This window comes from Corynebacterium sp., from assembly GCF_030532965.1.
Classification (GTDB): domain Bacteria; phylum Actinomycetota; class Actinomycetes; order Mycobacteriales; family Mycobacteriaceae; genus Corynebacterium.
The window spans coordinates 20,413-35,514 of record NZ_JAUNKC010000035.1 but is presented as its reverse complement, the minus strand read 5'-3'; the positions used below and the strand labels follow the sequence as shown (position 1 = coordinate 35,514).

Sequence of the window (15,102 nt, the reverse complement as noted above, 5' to 3'; positions counted from 1 at the left end):
GCACTTGTTGTCCTACGCCTCAACCACAAGAAGCTCTGGTGAGAAAACCTCATTATGTCTTGTTGGTGGTTGGTTGTCCAAAACTCTGTTTCAACTTCGGCTGGTGTGCGGTAGCCTAGGTTTTCGTGGAGTCTGGTTTCATTCCACCAGGTGACCCATTGGAACGTGGCGATTTCGACTTCTACAGCATCGGCCCATTTATGGGAATTGATGAGCTCATTTTTGTAGGAGCCGTTGATGTTTTCCGCTAGAGCATTATCGTAAGAATCCCCTACCGTGCCGGTTGATGCAGCAATTCCGCACTCTTTAAGCCGTTCATTGTACACAATGCTTACGTACTGTGCGCCGTGGTCAGCATGGTGAATCAGCCCAGTAGTTTCTTTAGCTGAAGCGATCGCCTGACTAAGAGCTTGAAGGGGCAATGCATGAGTTCGTAGTGAATCTGATAGCGCCCAGCCGACAATCTTACGGGAGAATACATCGGTGACAAAAGCTGCGTACACAAACCCCTTACTGGTCCGTACATAGGTAATGTCAGCAACCCACAAATGGTTGGGACGACTGGCTGTAAAGTCACGGTTAACCAAGTCTGGTCGGGTGTCTGTTTGCGTGCCTTTACGGGTGGTGATCGGGGTTTTACCTTTGCTTTTACCGCACACACCCGCCAAACGCATCACACGTGCTGTTTGTTCACGGCCCATAGTCACCCCAGCACGACGCAAAGCTCGTCCGGAACAGCATGCCGCATTTTGCGGACACCGTAGACTTCAGTAATTTTCCTTATGGATACGTCGGATCAGCTCTATCAATGTTTCTGTCACGAATGTACGCGAGCACTTATTCCCTAAGGCCTTTGACTGGCGGTAACCACGAGAGGTAATAAACCCACCGACACGGTGACTATTCAACGTCTGGCAGATGAACTCGACTTCAGAAACGATCACGGTAGTGGTCGATAAACCTGATCATTTCCTTTCGTTTCGGGTCGAGTCTAGATGCGAAAAAAGCCGATGCGGCCTTTGAACTGCTCATTAACATCCCGTAACTCCTGATTTTCACGCCGCAGCCACGCATTTTCGGCGATCACATCAGCCTCATCACGTTGGATGATTTCCGCGCCGTCACGCCTGGCTTGCTGAACCCACTGACGAGCCGTATGCCACGACACACCAAGCCTCGGTGCCACAAGCTGACACGCTGCCTGCATAGACAGCCCTTCAGCCAGGATCCGGTCCTCAACAAGACGGACCACACGATCTTTAGCATCTTGATCAAATTTCTTTGGCATATTCCAGATTTTCCCATCTACTCAAACGGAACAAAACCTGGGGCAGTTCACTCCACGCCTTCGAAAACTTCATCCACCAAACAACATTCACCCACAAAATCTAAGCTTTTGAAATGAGACCGCTATACCTTAACTAATCTCACACCGCTGCAGCCAAAGTTTGAAGGACAAATTGGTTCAATGACAATCCTTCATGGTGTGCCTTTATTGCCAGTTTTCGGTGTAATGACTTTCCAATGCGCACATTAAATTTGCCCGAAAATTCACGTTCACCCACAGGCTCTGGCACCTGTTCACCGCTGGCAAGCATATCTTCCATCACTTCTTCAACGAGACTGCGGAGGCCTTGAACAGCGGTTTCTGGGGTTTCCTCAAGCCACGACAATCCAGGAAATTCAAAGACCGTGGCCACAAAAGAATCGTCTTCCTTTGACCAAAAAGTCTGATATGTGTATTGGTTAATCATTGCATCATGCACGTTCACGGTAGTTCCTTTCATCTGCTCCCTACTAATGGCCGTGGCTATTCCGCGGGGATAAGCCTAAATTGTTAAACATATCGATCGCTTCAAGCACCTGTTTTACTTGATAGGGTTTGGCTTTTCCACCTTTGTTTTGAATATTGACACGGGGGTTTCCCGGCCAAGGAGTGCGGTATGTTTCATGACTGCCCCCTCCACGAGAGGGGCGTTTTTCAAAGAAAAAGTCACACACCTTTTTCAGTTCTTCAAAGCGCACATTTTTATTGGAAACTCGCATTCTTTCAATAATTTTTTCTATCCCTGCAGGTACTGAAACTTCCTCCATGAGAAAATGGTACTATATACAGTACCATTTGTCTAGGGGTGCTCATTGATGAGCGTTGATCTTGGAGCAGCCGCAAAATAGACTTCGCCATCAAAATCCAGGCCCTTTTGTTGTGATGGCTTCTGCCCCACTGACGAGGAGATTTCGTGAAAACTACTGCGACCATCGGCACCAACAAAGGCATTGCCCTTGCTACATTTAAGCTTTACGACGTCAGGTACGCGGTGTATGCATGGTCAATCTGACTCTACCCAGCGTGGAATAGGAAATTTGCACTGGTTTAAGTTTTGATGCCACGACGGTTTACAACCGCACACGGTGCCTGATTTTGATCATTCGAATGTGTTGCTGCGGCTTGTCGACATGGTAAAGCCTCAGCAACCCACACGACACAACGCCACAAGCATAAGCCCATCTTGAGAACCTTGGACTTCGGCATCCCATGTACCGCTATCGTCAGTTACATCCGTCGGCGCCCAGGGATGAGCATCTTCCGTTTCCACGTTGCTTTCTCCCTACTGTGGACGGTCACTGTATTCCAAATAGAAATCAGAGGAACTAATTTAAAACCGCTGTAAAACCATGATCCATTTCAGCAGTTCACCTTGTATAACTTGCTGATTGAAAAATGATTGGCCCATCATTTCGCTCATTTTCACGATCATGGCAATGACCGCTAAAGCATGTGTATCGCTAACTTCATCCATGTCGCTTACGTGAGCAAGTATGTCAAAGGTGCTGTTAGCATATTCGGTGGTTGCCAGATCAAAATCAAAGGCAAGGAACGTGTCTGTGAAATCTTTGTACAGCTGGTTGAAACCGTCGTTTTCGTTTTGTATTTCTTGAAGTTCTTTGAGCACGTCGACGTATTTGGTTAATTCGGCATAGGGAGACTGCCAATCTTCAGATTCCGCATAGTCCTCAGCTACCCCCTTGTGCGCATTGATTGGACGCAACGCAAAGACAAGATCGTCAGGATCAAGGTTGAGGTATTTGAAAAGTGCACGCAACCACGCTATTTTTTGCTCGGTGTCACAGGCAACGTTAACCCAAAGCCCTTCATCGACTTTCTTCCAGCCTCGAACACTTTCGCTTTTTGTTGAAATCCACACACTGGTTCGGGCGAACTGAAGTATTTCCGTGCGTCGTTCGGAAGCAATCCATTGCATGACCATTGGCAGCATTGCGCTCCAAGTGTTGACGAAAAATTGTTTTGTCTTATATTCCACAGAGGTAAGTTTTCGCCCATGGAATTCGGCACCATCCTCATGAGTCCCCATGGGTACGTGATCCATGTAGGTTTCTGGTGGCGCAAACTCCGTGCTGAATGACGGCCAACATGTGAGGGCTAATTTCGCAAGCTCATTGGTTCTCGTTTCGAGTTGATGCAGCCCCCATGTGTTCTCGCTTTTGACATATTCGTTGATCCTGTAAGGCGAACTTTCTAACCCGTTTTCCATTGCTTTTTTGTTGGTGAAAGACGAATTGGAATAGGAAGAATTGTAACCAGTGACGGTGAGATTACCGATTCGGTGAACCCAGGTTGCGTGAATTTCTTCCGCGCCATCACCCAGCATTTCACTCCACTCAGGTGTGAGTTTTTGGGGCATGATGTGCTCGACAGAGAGTTGCTTGTTATTAAGGGCTCCCGCAATGTCTCGAATGTCTTTAGAATCTCTGTTTTCCAGAAGGTCGAACATGTAGCTACGTAATTCACTTCGAATTTTGTACATGTTGCGGGTTTTAAACTCTTCTTCAAATTCGCGGTCGGTTGGGTAGCGACCGCTTCCTTCACGTTTATTCAAGGTGTAGACGAGAATATCGGAGTAGTTTGTCCCAGACTTATGTAGTTTCCGTATTTCTTTATAAGCCGTAGCGAAAATTTTATTCAGGGCATTTGATTGAGCTCCAACGATATTGCGCCTGAATAGGTACGATTCGAGAATCGTGAGGATTTGCACGAAGTCAGCTTCAGTAATGATTCCACATTTTGTGTCGTGGAGAGTTGGCATGAGGAATGGCAGGACCACTTGTCCCATCATAGGATTAATGCGGCTGAGGAGAATGTCTGCTTTGGCGATACCGGTTTGAGCAGTTGTGAGACCTTGGAAGAGCTTTGAGTATTCGAAAAGATCGTCGAGCAGCCGTTCCATGGACTGGTGATTTTCCTGCTTACTGGATGAAGCGTAGTCCTTGAACGCGTCGTAAAGTTCCTGCTCTTTGGGAGTGGCGGATGTTTTGGTGGTGAGGTACCAGCGGATGAATGAGTCTGTTTTGAAGTTGGAGTTTTTCTCTAGCGGATTCCAGCGTTCATTGTAGAGGCGTGTTTGTTCGGTGTCACTTAATCCCATTAGGATGAAATTTCTAATTTTGTCGGATTCTCGCAGTTCTAGACCAGTGGAGTTGAGGCTTTCAAAGATTCGCTGAGGATCGTCGGGTTCATCAAGATTGAGGAGCATGACGTCGAGGTGGCCGATTGCTTCCCAGATTTCATCAGCGGTGTGGACGGTCTGCTTGAGTCGTTCACGCATGTAACGATAGTTGACGGTGATGTTTGAGCTCTCGTAGTATTCATCAACGTTTTTGCTGAACAGCGCTCGGTATGCACTGGCGTCATCTTTGATGGGCTTAAGCTTGAACTTGAGTTCTTCACTTTCGCTTCCGCACCGTAAGTATTGGGCAAATATTTTCTTGGGTAGATCTTTATCTTTGAGTCGGATGTCTTGTTCTTCGGATGCGTGAACAAGCGCGAGGATAAGAAGTGAAATGGTGGTAAGGCGTTGTTGTCCGTCAATAACAATCCAGAGGAATGAACCTTCCATTTTCCCAACGATGGAGCCGAAAAAGTGGCGTTTGCCTCCGCTTGCGAGGATTTCCTCGAGATCGTCGAATAGCCTCGAGCATTGCTTGAGTTGCCAGTCATAGTTTCGTTGATAGACGGGTATTTTGAGCTCGCGGTAGGTTCCGTCGTAGGCGGCTAGGATACTGCGGACATCGCCTTTCATTTGTTCCCCTTGTTAGTACCTGAACGTTGGCTAATAATTTCAGTAATCTTACCAATACATGCATTCTCGAGCTGATTTCATGGGATTCCGTCCGGAATAGCCCTTCCCCACCGGTATGCATGTGTTAAATCTTGGTACTAAAAGGCAATAGCGACGAAACCAGGACTCGCAGCAATCCTATCTTGCAATATTGGTTGCAGACACCCTCCGGAAGGAAGATTGTGGCTGAAAAGATTTAACACAAGACTGGAGAAAATCACACGTCATTTCATATTTTCGTCTGGACATGACCTTTTGCATGAATTCCTCATCACTGATTAGCGCGTTCCCCGCTTTAGTCTGACCGCAGCGAGACGACCCGGTCGCATTGTTTCGCCACTCGTGGGTCGTGGGTGGCGATCACGATGCCGCGGTTGGCTTCGCGCAAACTACCAAAGATGCGCATGATGTTGTCACATGCTTCCTCGTCGAGGGCGGCGGTTGGCTCGTCGGCAAGTATCACCTGGGGATTATTGATCGTTGCCCGCGCAATGGCGACGCGTTGCCGCTGACCGCCCGAAAGTTGCGACACCTGCCGATCCGCCAAATCTTCGATGTGGTATTTTTCTAGTTCGGCGGCGGCGCGGTGTCGACGCTGACGGCGAGAGAGCGACGCATCGGAGTATTCGAGTGGCAGTGCCGCGTTCTCCCAAACAGGTAGGTCCTCTATGACGGCGTATTCCTGAAACACAAAGCCGAAGAACATGTTGCGTAACGTGGCCTTTTCCCGTTCGGATTTCGGTACGGGTTGCCCGTTTACAATTAGTTCGCCTGTGTGATGGGGGCGCATGAGGCCAGCGATAAGAAGTGCTGTTGATTTACCGGAACCTGACGGCCCCATCAAGGCAACCAGCTCCCCGGGGGCTAGCTGTAACGAAAAATCGCGCAGTGCCGCTACCTCTTCGCTTTTGTTGCGGTAAGAGTAGCTCACGTTTTTCATCTCGACTAAGAAATTCACGGCACACCTTTCTCTATCTTCGTTGCCCGCAATGCGCTCAACGACAATGCACCGTAAACCAGCGCAATGATTGCGGCCATGACTTTCGCGCCAATATCAACCGGTGGTCCCATAAGCCACAGCAAGTAGCAGGCTCCCAGCGGCAAAAGGAGTGTTGAAACAGCCAAGAATACTAGAAGCCGGACTGCTAGGCGTTCGGCTGGTGCGCCGCATAACCGCCTGATAAAGAATGCTTTGGATTCTTGCCTTATTATTTCTTTCACTACTGAGCTGTATGCAAACACCGCTAAGAGGCTAAAGGCAAGAAGCGCCAGCACGTACAACGCGGCTTTTGTCATCAAACTAGCAAAGCGTTCCGGCTGTTCTTTCGCTAAATCGCTGGGCACTAAATACAACGAACCTGCGGCGGCGGAATGTATATAGCGGTCCAATAGTTCGTCTTCTGGGTTCAGCAGAACTGTTTTGGTGATTAGTTCTTCTTTTTCGTATTCGTCAAGGAATTCAATCTGGCTCGGCTTGAGAACTAGCAGTTGGTAGGAATCGAGATTCATTCCCGCAGCATTCGGATCGAACCATACGGCACCCCGATCCAATAAGCCGTGGTAGGAAAAAGTAATGCCCCTAAAATTAACGGGTGATTCGTCGTGAGGAAGCAATGCACCGCGTAAGACGCACGGCGCTTCGCAGCCTGTGCCGAGGTGCGGAAACATTCGCCATGCTTCTTCCCCGACCACCGCAATGGTTTTCGTGCCGCCAAATGCGTCAGGCTCATTGACTGCGAGGTTGTTGACAACCGAGGAGTACGCAGCCCCGGTATCGATCTGGTCCTGTAGCATATGCACTGTCTCATTGTTCGTCTCAGAAACGCGCTGAGGTGGGTAAACGGGAGTAAACACCACGGCTTGAGCTTTTCGGAGGTTCGTCCCTCCGCGAAGTGCGCCTGCTTCGGTCAAGACATCGCCAAGGATCAGCGACATCACGACCGAGACGATTCCAAAAATCACAGCAACACTGAGGCTGTACCGCCATCTGCGTACAGCGAGCTTAAGTCCTCCGGCGATATCAGATAGCATCTCAAATCCCGCCTTGTCCCCGCATACGAAGGCTAAGCGCCACCATTACCGCATATACAATCGCGAGCAATAGAAATGAAAGCACCACACCCAGCACTAGTGATGGAATAATGCCGTAAGGTATGGCAACCCCACTGATTAACCGCACGAGGGGAACGGATAGTGCTGTCCCGCAGGCGGTTCCAAGCAGCAAAAACGGGCTTACGTGAAGGGTGAAATCCCTAATAAGTCGTCCCCGAGTGGCTCCCACCCCCATTCTGATCATGAACATGGCGCGTAACCGTGCGTTCCGGAGCCGCCAATACAGCGCTGCGAAAACGATCCCAAGCGAAAACAAGCCGCATGAAATGACAACCAGTGGGTTTTCGGCTAATTCCCGCAACAATGGCGGCTGCGGCGCAACAAAAACATCAAAGCCTGATTCTTGCAGTACTGTTGCGACACTTTCTACAGCCGCAGGGGTGGCTGAGGCAACAACTAATCGCGCTGCACTCAGTTCGGTCGAAGCATGCGGAATTACAACATACTGGTAGTAGCCAGCACCTATTGGTGGTTCAGTAACCCCGACAATATGACTGTCGGGTGGAAGAAGTTCGCAGTGCTGTGTGTGAGCATAAGCGCGTGCGCAGTAGGTATCGCTGAATACCGCAACCTTTGACACGTCTTGTTCCACACCTGACGCTAAATCGCTGGGTAACCACGGTATAACGCCTTTGGGGTCGATCGCTTGAATTCCTGGGAATCCGTCTCCTTGACCGTCCACAATAAGCGCCGCCCCGTGTGCGCTCAGCACGTCGTCCAATTTCTCAAACACCTGCGCTTTGCTCTCGCCTGCCCGTGGCGACCCAGCGATACGCATCTGGGAGTAATTATCGGTAATGCCAAAGGTAAGTTCTGTGCGGGCTTGAATAGTCCATGCCAAAGACCACACGGCGAAAGAAGCTAGTATCCCCATCAATAGCGCGAGGATAAATGACCTACCTTCCCCTACCTTCGCACGTACCATGATCACCAGTACAAGAAGTCGTAATTGTACTTTGTGGTGTGTTTATCGCCCCACAATGGGGAATCCCATACCCAATCTTGTCGGCTGTGGACTTGACTATCGGATGGCGAGCTTGCTTGCGCTGTGTACATCCGTCCCGTGTCCAAAGAAGGGCCCGCCTCTCGGGTGAATCGGTGATACCCTTGCTTCGCGTTTTGGCCCCCGTCGTCATGGGAAGCCTGGATCTGAACATAGCCATTCCAGCGTGCGCCCATCCATGATTCCCACGCTTCAGCGTAGTTTCCCCCTCCTGCCAGTGCAGGACTTGCGACGATAGTCGGCACCACAATGGCGGTAGCGGCGACCGCCGCTAGTTGGTTTCTAATTTTCATATCAACGACCTCCTCGTCATTTAATATCTTTGGCCTATATGTCTCACCCACAAACCATATAAGCGCTTAATTGGAATTTCAAGGGTATTTCGTAATTATTTTTTACCATCTTTAATTACACGCAATGGATTCATTAAACTCGTTAACAATATCCATTAAAGTAAAAACAACCAAGCGCTGGGAAAACATCACATAATCAGATCACTTCCAATTTCCCCAATCCGGATATTGAAAAAAGTGTGATTTATCACAAGTTTTTATCGCACCCGCACCATGGGATGATGGGTGCCAGCGCCACGGCACCCACAACCTCGGAGTAGACAAAACCCCTTGCGTCGAACACAGAGCGCACACTTTATATCCAGCAGTATTTTCACCACTTTACCTGCTCAAATCAACCCCACTCACCCATGCGTGGCGCTTAAAGCCAGACGGCCAACGGTAGAAGTTTCAGCAGCAGCGGAAAGCGCTGTGACGAGTGCGGCGACACACATCGGCACGTGGCGGTTCCGTTTATAATTGTTTTTCCTGGTCAAAAACGATAAACGATAAAAACGCATCAATTAACCCTATTTCTCCTGCGCATAACCACCATGAAAGCGCCCTGATAGGCAAAAAAAACAAAGCTGACCTCCATCGAGAAAATACTCGCAGCGCAGCTCATTTACATATTCTTTTTATTGACTGAGTAAACGTTTTAATAGAAGATCAAGAAGAGAAATTAACCCCGCTCAGGCGAGCTTTAAGCTTCGAAGTTACCTTCTACACAACCATACAGACGCAGGCATTACACGCACTGAGCATTTCCAAAATCGACCCACTGTCCCCTATTCAGTTCCCACTGTGCGGTAGTCATGCCGTCCGTGAGCGCGCAGGCGAGGCGATTCGTGGCAAGTGCAATCGAATTAGCTTCATGATTTGACAAGGAGACGGAGTCGTCCGTTTTCCCAGTATGTCACAATCTTGTCAATGATGGAACACGTCGACTTTGTACTGTTGACGAAACTCTGTACATCGATTCGTTGCAGTTCAGCCTCGGTAAATAAAAATGTTGGCTTCGCCGTTTTGCTTGTCGACGCTACTGCACTCTTTGTTGTTGCCGGTTTTCCGGTTGAACCTGGGGCTTTTCCTCCCTTGTTGCATGCGGTGCTGTTTTCAATGTGTGCGCAATAGGTATTCCTTGAGATACGGCAGAGTAAATCCTAGCTCGCCACGTTTTGGGGCAGTGATGATTCCAGATTCAAGGAGTGCGTGGCGGCGGGTGGAAAGTGCACTGGTGGTGGTGTTGAGGTGTTGTGCAATGGCTTTGATGTGGGCTGTTTCGCCTACTGCCACTTCTGCCATAGCGTGAAGGAAGTCGCGTTGGCTTTCTGGTATTTTTCGCAGTGCGGGTTGGTGGACGTGGGTTTCCATGCGCATTTGGGCGTCATCCGCGATTGAGTTTACGTGGGATACCTCAACTGTGGTGGAGTTTTCGAGGCTGGCTGCCGCCCACGCCAGTGAGCCCACCACCTGAAGAAGATAGGGGTAGCCTCGTATGATTCGTGTCGCTTCGTCGACTGCTTCCGTGGTAACTTCGCGTCCCGCCGCTGTAATGGTTTCCGCGAAGGAGGTTTTCACATCTTCGCTTGAGAGTTTCCCGAGCTGAATGTGTTCTGCACGCCTGAGGAAGGTGGTGCCGGGGTGGTCGAGGAGGCTGTAAATTCCCTCAGGTAGGCCTGCTGCGGCGAAGGCGATGTCGTGTTCGTCGCGGATGAGGTCTTGGATTGCTGTAGCAAGCTCTGCGAGTTCATCAACCTGCGCGGATTGCACTTCGTCGAGTGAAATGAGGATCCCCGCACCATGCTTGGCCACTGCGTGGCTGAGTGCGCGAAGCTGCGTATTGAGGGTTTTTCGCGACTGCGACGCCGCTACCATTTCGGTGTTCAGCGAAAAACCTCCCACGGAAACACCCGAGATTCGTCGAGTGAGAGGGTTGTCCGTGGTGTCGAGTTCCACGAGCGCGTTGGCTATCGTGGGGTCGAGAAGATTGTCAATCATGCCTTGACGTGGAAAGGCGCGCAGCACAATCCACCCCTGCTCCTGGGCCAGTGACTCAATGTGATTAAGCATCACAGTTTTCCCCGTTCCCCTCGGGCCGGAAAGGAGGGAAACGCGCAGCGGCGCACCGATCCCCTCAGAAAACGCGAGGGAGAAGCTGCGCAACAATCCCGCCCGGCCGGCGAGGATATGGGGGTTGAGACCAAAGCTTGGGCGAAATGGATTCTTCACACATCTAAGTATAAATGATATAAACGCCGATTCTTTGGATAAATTGGTATAAAAGCCTTTTTCGGATATAAGGCGGGGGACGAGGCGGATTAGGGGCGGGCGACGTGGAGGGCGCGTCGTAAAGCGTGGATGGCGGGGTGGTTCTCACGCCCCACACGCACAGCCGTAAACAGCACGCGCTCGGGGTCGCCGGGCAGGGGGTACACATCGACGTTAGACAGTGGGCCGCGTTCACTGCGCAGAACCAGCGAGGGTATCAGCGCCACCCCCACCCCCTGGGAAACGAGGTTAAGCTGCACCAACGGGTCCGGCGACTCCACCAAAACCGTGGGCACGAACCCTTGCGCGAGACAAAAATTGCGCTCCCAATACCCCGCAATCGTACCCGCGGGATTCAGCAGAAACGGGGCAGATTCCAGCTGCGCAAAATCTTTCACCGCCAACCACGGACTACCCTTGGGGCAGGCCAGCACCATGGGCTCCGCATACAGATCTTCGCGGTGCAAACTGGGGCTATCGGTGCTCGGCGCGAAAGGCAACTCCTCGCCGATCACCAGATCCACGCGATGACTTAAAAGCTCCGCAATTCCGTCTGATACATCGAACTGGGAAAACTCCACCCGCAAATCAGGATAGTCACGCTTCAGAACCTGCACCAAACTAGGGATCAAACCCACCAGCGCACTCTGGAAGGTCGCCACCTTCAACAGCCCCGCAACATCGCGGCGGTCCTTCAGCGCCGCCTGCGCCTCATCAGCAAGCGCCAGCATTTTCGCAGCATAATCAGCCAACAATTCGCCCCGATCGTTCAGCCGCACCCCGCGCCCCGCCTTCTCCACGAGACGGTAGCCCACCTCCTTCTCCAGCTGGGCGATCTGCTGGGACACGGCGGAGTGGGTCATCATGAGTACCTCCGCCACCTCCCCCATTGTGCCCAATCTTTTTAGTTCGCACAGCATACGTAGGCGGGTGAGATTAGACAGGTTCCCGAGCTTTTTGCGCACGTCACGACCCCACACTTCCCAATAGTTAAGTATTTCTAAACAATTAACGCGAGATTTTATTGCTAGACTAACAGATTTTCCTGCACCACAATGGTGCCCATGACACCTGCCCCAACCCCACGCACAGCCTCCCCACTCACTGGCGTCCTCCTCGTCCTCGGATCAGTCTTCTCCCTCCAATTCGGGGCAGCATTCGCCACCACCCTCTTCCCCATCGTCGGCCCCTGGGCAACCACCTCCCTTAGGCTCAGCGTCGCCGGGCTCATCATCCTCATCATCACCCGCCCCCACATCCGAACCTGGACCAGGGCACAATGGAAACACGTCCTCTACTTCGGGCTCGCCATGGGACTCATGAACACCTTCTTCTACGCCGGGCTCGAACGCATCCCGCTTGGCACCGCCGTCACCATCGAATTCCTAGGCCCCCTCACCCTCGCCGCACTCTTATCTCGCAACGGCAAAGACTACCTCTGGGTCACCCTCGCCATCCTCGGCATCGGACTCTTCGGCCTCGAATCCCTCTACTCCACCACCACCCTCGACCCCATCGGTGTCACCTTCATCCTCGCCGCCGCCCTCTTCTGGGCCCTCTACATCCTCACCTCCGCCACCGTCGGCAAACACGTCCCCGGCGGGGGCGGACTCGGCATTGCCATGCTCATCGGCGCACTCCCCACCCTTCCCGCCGGAATCAGCCACACCCCTACCTTCATCAACGACCCCTCCCTCCTTCTCATCGCACTGGGTACGGCCGTCTTCGCTTCCCTCGTGCCTTACTCACTGGAATTCATGGCGCTAAAAATTGTGCCCAACCATACCTTCGGCATCCTCATGTCCCTTGAACCCGTGGTTGCCGCGCTCATGGGCTGGGTACTGCTCTCACAACCCGTGTCCGCGGTGGGTGCGGTGGCGATCGCACTCGTGATGGCGGCGTCGATAGGCACCACAACCACGTCGCGGCGGGAGACGGTGACGGTAGCGGAGACGGAAGCGTGCGTCGAAAAGCACGAATGCGCGGTTCCCACGCCGCTGTGAGCTCACCGCCTCGCGCGGAAACTGGTGTGCCGCTAGCTCCGGGGTAGAATGCTGCACCGTGACGACCTCTCTTCCAACCCGCCGTCCCGCCATTATCGGGGTGCTGCTCGTACTGTGCGGCAGCACGATCTTCCAATTCGGTTCCACCGCCGCCGCCCAGCTGTTTCCGCATATTGGGCCGCTGGCCACCGCATTTCTTCGGCAGTTCATTGCTGCGGTGCTGCTGCTTGCGATCACCCGCCCGAAGTTGCGGGAATGGAACCGCACCCAGTGGCGGTGGGTGCTTTTATTTGGGCTGGTGTTGGCCGCGATGAACAGCCTTTTCTATTGCGCGATTGACCGCATTCCGTTGGCGGTCGCCGTCACGATCGAATTTTTGGGACCGCTGGGGCTGGCCGCCGGTTTGTCACGCACGATTCGGGATTTTTTCTGGGTGCTCCTCGCGCTGGCGGGTATCGGGTTATTCGGCATCGAATCGTGGACAACCGCCGCAGATCTCGATCCCGTCGGTCTTGGTTTCATCTGCCTTGCCGCCTGCTGCTGGGCGCTGTACATCATCGTTGCTGGCAAAGTCGGCGAACAGGTGCCGGGAACTGCGGGTTTGGCGGTGGCGTTGTTTATTGCCTCGCTGTGCATCGCGCCGCTGGGAGCTTCCCGTGCCCTACCAGTGCTTTTCGACGCCGACCTTTTCCTCTTGGCTCTGCTTACCGCGCTGATGGCGTCGCTTATCCCGTTTACGCTGGAGTTTTTGGCGTTACGGATGATCCCCAACGCCACGTTCAGTATCCTCATGTCGTTGGAGCCAGCCATCGCGGCGGGTGCCGGCTGGGTGGTACTGAGCCAACCCATTTCCGGATACAGTATCGTGGCGATCGGGTGCGTGATCCTCGCGTCGGTGGGCAGTACCTGGTTTAGCAGGAAGAAAGCCACCGTCGTTTCCGAAGGCGAGTTTTAAATGCCGAACCTAAAGGCCAATTCAACTTTCTGGAAGCTCTTGAGATCCGCGTAGCCGCACTTAGCCAGCGCCCGGCGCAATCCGCCAACGAAGTTCTGCATTCCGAATGCATCGGTGGAGGGTCCGTGCAGGATCTTCTCAAGGCTCGGCCGCTCGGCATCGTCGTCGGATACCGGGCCCACGGCGGGTTCGACCAGTCCGCGCGGGAAACGGGGGTGCGCCGCCGTCGACGGCCAATACAGGCCCTGGCCTGGCGCTTCCTGCGCGCCCGCCAATGGCGACCCTAGGATCACGGCATCAGCACCGCACGCGATGGCGGTAACCATATTGCCGCTGGAGTAGATCTCACCATCGGCGATGATGTGAACGTACCGGCCGCCAGTCTCATCCAAATAGTCACGACGAGCAGCCGCCACGTCGGCAATCGCGGTTGCCATCGCCGGTTCGATGCCTAGCGCTTGACCATTGGTATTCGTGCCGGAACCGACAATGATGCCCACCGCGCCGGTACGCATCAAGTGCAGCGCGGTGTTGTAATCGGATACGCCACCCACGATCACCGGAACATCAAGACTTGCGATGAATTCCTTCAAGTCCAGTGGTTCACCACTTTCCGCCACATGTTCGGCGGAAATCATGGTGCCCTGAATAAACAGCAATTCCGCTCCGGCTTTAATCACCACCGGCGCTAGGTCCCGTGCCCGCTGCGGGGAGATCCGCACCGCAACGGTCGCGCCGGATTCCCGCACCTGCGCGATCCGCTGGGCAAGGAGATCCTCGCACAGTGGAGCTGCATGGAGTTCCTGAAGTTTTGCGATCGCACGGGGCGAGGCAAAATCAATGCCGCCGAATTCGTCTTGACATGCGGCGATAACCTGACCAACGGCCTCATTGAAATCTTCATGTCGGGCCAAGATTCCCTCGGCATTGAGCACACCCATGCCGCCTTGGCGATCCATTTCGATGACAAATTCCGGGCTGCCCAGTGCATCAGTTGGGTGCGAGATGATGGGAATCTGGAAGGAATACGCGTCGATATTCCACGAAGTGTCCACGTCCTTAGAGGAGCGTGTCCGGCGAGTAGGCAAGACGGTGAGATCATTGAGGCTATAAGTCTTGCGAGCCTCACGGCCAATACCAATTTCAACGTAGTCACGCATAGCGACGGTCTTCCTTTTGTTTACGTAGGTGGCAACAAATACCTAATACTACCGCTTAGCGCAGCTGACATGCGAACTCTAAGCCGTCAGCTCTTTCATTACACCCCGCGTGAGACCACCGCATGCCC

General features: G+C 52.7%; 14 protein-coding genes and 1 pseudogene. 3 read left to right on the top strand and 12 right to left on the bottom strand.

All coding sequences use genetic code 11. The features are described 5' to 3' along the window. From Q4D85_RS12990 to Q4D85_RS12950, 9 genes and pseudogenes are all read right to left on the bottom strand, one after another. On the bottom strand, positions 1 to 674 hold a 674-nt coding region (locus Q4D85_RS12990), incomplete at its 3' end, for an IS3 family transposase (RefSeq protein WP_303201012.1). 470 nt (positions 675 to 1,144) lie between these two features. Continuing rightward, a pseudogene (locus tag Q4D85_RS14545) lies at positions 1,145 to 1,334 on the bottom strand (hypothetical protein); the annotation flags it as partial. Positions 1,335 to 1,427: 93 nt separating this feature from the next. Further along, a complete protein-coding gene (locus Q4D85_RS12980; RefSeq protein WP_303201014.1) occupies positions 1,428 to 1,754 on the bottom strand; it encodes a type II toxin-antitoxin system HicB family antitoxin in 327 nt (108 codons plus the stop codon). 43 nt (positions 1,755 to 1,797) lie between these two features. Further along, positions 1,798 to 2,094 (bottom strand): toxin HicA, encoded by a 297-nt coding sequence (locus Q4D85_RS12975; RefSeq protein ID WP_303201009.1) that lies wholly within the window; start codon positions 2,092 to 2,094, stop codon positions 1,798 to 1,800. A gap of 563 nt (positions 2,095 to 2,657) precedes the next feature. After that, on the bottom strand, positions 2,658 to 5,099 hold the full coding sequence (locus Q4D85_RS12970; protein WP_303201007.1) for a DUF262 domain-containing protein: 2,442 nt from the start codon (positions 5,097 to 5,099) through the stop codon (positions 2,658 to 2,660). Between the two features lie 334 nt (positions 5,100 to 5,433). Continuing rightward, positions 5,434 to 6,096: an ABC transporter ATP-binding protein gene (locus Q4D85_RS12965; protein ID WP_303201006.1), complete on the bottom strand. Its 663-nt coding sequence runs from the start codon at positions 6,094 to 6,096 to the stop codon at positions 5,434 to 5,436. After that, entirely contained in the window at positions 6,093 to 7,169 is a 1,077-nt protein-coding gene (locus Q4D85_RS12960) for a hypothetical protein (protein ID WP_303201005.1), read from the bottom strand. The genes Q4D85_RS12965 and Q4D85_RS12960 overlap by 4 nt, the downstream gene beginning before the upstream one ends. Position 7,170: 1 nt before the next feature. Further along, entirely contained in the window at positions 7,171 to 8,175 is a 1,005-nt protein-coding gene (locus Q4D85_RS12955) for a hypothetical protein (protein WP_303201003.1), read from the bottom strand. 2 nt (positions 8,176 to 8,177) lie between these two features. Further along, positions 8,178 to 8,546, bottom strand: coding sequence for a hypothetical protein (locus Q4D85_RS12950; RefSeq protein ID WP_303201002.1), 369 nt, complete (start codon positions 8,544 to 8,546; stop codon positions 8,178 to 8,180). Positions 8,547 to 9,515: 969 nt separating this feature from the next. Here Q4D85_RS12950 and Q4D85_RS12945 point away from each other — a divergent pair. Beyond that, positions 9,516 to 9,719 (top strand): hypothetical protein, encoded by a 204-nt coding sequence (locus tag Q4D85_RS12945; RefSeq protein WP_303201000.1) that lies wholly within the window; start codon positions 9,516 to 9,518, stop codon positions 9,717 to 9,719. Here the strand turns inward: Q4D85_RS12945 and Q4D85_RS12940 are convergent. Next, positions 9,702 to 10,817, bottom strand: a complete 1,116-nt coding sequence (locus Q4D85_RS12940; protein ID WP_303200998.1) for an ATP-binding protein — start codon at positions 10,815 to 10,817, stop codon at positions 9,702 to 9,704. The two genes, Q4D85_RS12945 and Q4D85_RS12940, sit on opposite strands and share 18 nt — an antisense overlap. Before the next feature lie 89 nt (positions 10,818 to 10,906). Next, complete coding sequence (locus tag Q4D85_RS12935; RefSeq protein ID WP_303200996.1) at positions 10,907 to 11,821, bottom strand: LysR family transcriptional regulator; 915 nt, start codon at positions 11,819 to 11,821, stop codon at positions 10,907 to 10,909. A gap of 99 nt (positions 11,822 to 11,920) precedes the next feature. On the opposite strand from Q4D85_RS12935, the gene Q4D85_RS12930 reads away from it, so the two are divergent. Both Q4D85_RS12930 and Q4D85_RS12925 read left to right on the top strand, forming a co-directional pair. After that, positions 11,921 to 12,859, top strand: a complete 939-nt coding sequence (locus tag Q4D85_RS12930; RefSeq protein WP_303200994.1) for a DMT family transporter — start codon at positions 11,921 to 11,923, stop codon at positions 12,857 to 12,859. 58 nt (positions 12,860 to 12,917) lie between these two features. Beyond that, positions 12,918 to 13,814, top strand: a complete 897-nt coding sequence (locus Q4D85_RS12925; protein WP_303200993.1) for a DMT family transporter — start codon at positions 12,918 to 12,920, stop codon at positions 13,812 to 13,814. Here the strand turns inward: Q4D85_RS12925 and Q4D85_RS12920 are convergent. Then, positions 13,811 to 14,974: a GuaB3 family IMP dehydrogenase-related protein gene (locus Q4D85_RS12920; protein ID WP_303200990.1), complete on the bottom strand. Its 1,164-nt coding sequence runs from the start codon at positions 14,972 to 14,974 to the stop codon at positions 13,811 to 13,813. The genes Q4D85_RS12925 and Q4D85_RS12920 overlap by 4 nt on opposite strands. Between the last annotated feature and the right edge of the window lie 128 nt (positions 14,975 to 15,102).

Bases quoted from the DNA above. Each gene is read 5' to 3' on its own strand.
- Q4D85_RS12980 (WP_303201014.1), bottom strand. From the start codon at position 1,754: ATGATTAACCAATACACATATCAGACTTTTTGGTCAAAGGAAGACGAT.
- Q4D85_RS12975 (WP_303201009.1), bottom strand. From the start codon at position 2,094: ATGGAGGAAGTTTCAGTACCTGCAGGGATAGAAAAAATTATTGAAAGA.
- Q4D85_RS12970 (WP_303201007.1), bottom strand. From the start codon at position 5,099: ATGAAAGGCGATGTCCGCAGTATCCTAGCCGCCTACGACGGAACCTAC.
- Q4D85_RS12960 (WP_303201005.1), bottom strand. From the start codon at position 7,169: ATGCTATCTGATATCGCCGGAGGACTTAAGCTCGCTGTACGCAGATGG.
- Q4D85_RS12955 (WP_303201003.1), bottom strand. From the start codon at position 8,175: ATGGTACGTGCGAAGGTAGGGGAAGGTAGGTCATTTATCCTCGCGCTA.
- Q4D85_RS12950 (WP_303201002.1), bottom strand. From the start codon at position 8,546: ATGAAAATTAGAAACCAACTAGCGGCGGTCGCCGCTACCGCCATTGTG.
- Q4D85_RS12945 (WP_303201000.1), top strand. From the start codon at position 9,516: ATGATGGAACACGTCGACTTTGTACTGTTGACGAAACTCTGTACATCG.
- Q4D85_RS12930 (WP_303200994.1), top strand. From the start codon at position 11,921: ATGACACCTGCCCCAACCCCACGCACAGCCTCCCCACTCACTGGCGTC.
- Q4D85_RS12920 (WP_303200990.1), bottom strand. From the start codon at position 14,974: ATGCGTGACTACGTTGAAATTGGTATTGGCCGTGAGGCTCGCAAGACT.